Annotated in this window: 2 protein-coding genes and 1 pseudogene; all 3 read right to left on the bottom strand. The window is 76.5% G+C overall.

Annotated elements, in window-relative coordinates; genetic code table 11:
• A partial coding sequence (locus tag E5198_RS21085) for a hypothetical protein (RefSeq protein WP_136491851.1) occupies positions 1-202 on the bottom strand: 202 nt, incomplete at its 3' end.
• Positions 190-1,293 carry a cellulose synthase complex periplasmic endoglucanase BcsZ gene (gene bcsZ / locus E5198_RS21080; RefSeq protein WP_136491850.1) on the bottom strand — a complete coding sequence of 368 codons (1,104 nt, stop codon included), beginning with the start codon at positions 1,291-1,293 and terminating at the stop codon, positions 190-192. The genes E5198_RS21085 and bcsZ, both read right to left, overlap by 13 nt.
• 2 nt (positions 1,294-1,295) lie before the next feature.
• Positions 1,296-1,812, bottom strand: a pseudogene (locus E5198_RS21695) (cellulose synthase regulator BcsB); the annotation flags it as partial.

The raw sequence follows: 1,812 nt of genomic DNA, 5'->3' as shown, positions 1-1,812 counted from the left end.
CGGCCTGGGCCTCGGGGCTGTCCGGCTCCAGCAGCTGCAGGCGCTCGAGGGCGCCGCTGACCAGATCGTCGCGCTCCAGCGCCTCGCCGAGGCGCACCTGGCCGAGCAGCCAGGCGCGCTGCTGCTCGACCGGCAGGGCCTGCGCCGCCGCCGCTCCCGGCAGCAGCGCGCCGCACAACAGCAGAGCCGTCAATCCGCGCATCGCTGCTCCCAGGCCGGCAGCAGCCGGCCGTCGGCGGCGAAGCGGAAGCGTCCGGCGTCCCAGCCGCCGCCGAACAGGCCGAGCACCTGATCGTAGTAGGCCTGCGCCGCCGCCGGCTGCTGCGCCAGCCGCGCACGCTGGCTGGCGTGCGCGGCCGGATCGAGGCTGGCCAGCAGCGGCAGCAGGGCGGCGCTGAAACCCGCACCGCCCTGCCCCTCGGCGCGGCCGTCGCCGGCGTCAATGCGCTCCGGCGGCGCGCCGTGCGCGGCGGTCAGCGCCGCCATGGGCGCGAAATGGCGCTGCAGCTCGGCGCGTCCGGGAGCGTCGGCGGCCAGCATGCCGACCCACAGGTAGACGCGGATGGCGTCGTAGTCGCCCTCGCGGCCGTGCTCGGGGTCGGCCGCCCAGCCCTGTGCGCGCCGCCACAGCAGCCAGTCCGGCGCCAGCCCGTGCGGGGAACCCTCGCGCAGCAGGCGGCGGGCGTTGCCGGCCAGCTCGGCCCACACCGGGGCGATGGCGGCGAAGCGCTCGAGCAGCTGCGGCGGCAGGTAGCTGGGGTTGAGCCGCCAGCCGGCCTCCTCGACGAAGCCCTGGTCGCCCGGCAGCAGCATCAGGCCGAGCCCCGGCAGCGGCTGCAGGGTCTGCGCGGCGCTGCGCCAGAGCAGGTCCTGGCCCAGGCGGGCGTAGTCCGGCCGCTGCCACAGGCGCCCGGCCTCCAGCAGGCTGTAGGCCAGCCAGAGGTCGGCGTCGCTGGCGTTGTTGGCGTCGAGCACCCGCCACTGGCCGTCGTCCGCCCGGCCCCACAGCCAGGCCGGTAGGTGCCGGCGCAGGTCGCCGCCGGCCAGGTTGTTCTCGGTCCAGCGCAGCAGGCGGGCGAAGCCGTCGCGGTCGTCGGCCACCAGGGCGAAGAACAGCGCGTAGGCCTGGCCCTCCGAGGTGCTGATGCGCCGCGACGAGGACGGGTCGATCACCCGGCCGTCGGCGCTGACCAGCGCCACGCGGAAGGCGTCCCAGGCCGGCCAGGCGCAATCGGCGGCAGCCGCCGGCAGGCTCAGCGCGGCGAGCAGCAGGGCACGGAACAGAAGCCGCATGCTCAGGCCTCCCCGCGCCGGCGGCGGGCCACGCCGCGCAGCAGGCACCAGACCAGGAAGGCACCAAGCACCACGCTGAGCGCGCTCAGCGCCGCCACCAGCAGCGGATGCTCGGAGAGGTGGAACCACAGCAGCAGCCACCAGGGCAGTTCGCCGACGTAGTAGGGCTCGCCGACGAACTGGCTGTGCACCCCGCTGCTGCGGATCAGCGCCAGCGAGCCGGCCATCCCCTCGCGCGCGCCGGGATCGGCCAGGGTGTCGCGCAGCAGGGCGTAGTCCTCGGCCCCGCTGGCGAGCAGGGCGACGATGCTGCGCTGGGCATGGAACGGCGACTGCAGGCCGGCCACCGCGGCGATCGGCGCGCTGGCGGCGATCTGTACCGTCGCCTGCGGCGTCACCGCCCCCAGCACCTGCCGGCCGGTGGGCTGCGCGCGCACCTGCTGGCCGGCCAGCAGGCGGTCGTAGGGCGCCGCCAGGCGCACGCCGAAGTCGGCGCGCTCGCGCAGCTCCGCCGGCCAG

The sequence above is a fragment of the Pseudomonas sp. A-1 genome, from assembly GCF_004801855.1.
GTDB lineage: Bacteria > Pseudomonadota > Gammaproteobacteria > Pseudomonadales > Pseudomonadaceae > Geopseudomonas.
Note: the sequence above shows the minus strand (reverse complement) of the source record. Positions and strands in the feature narration are given on the sequence as shown.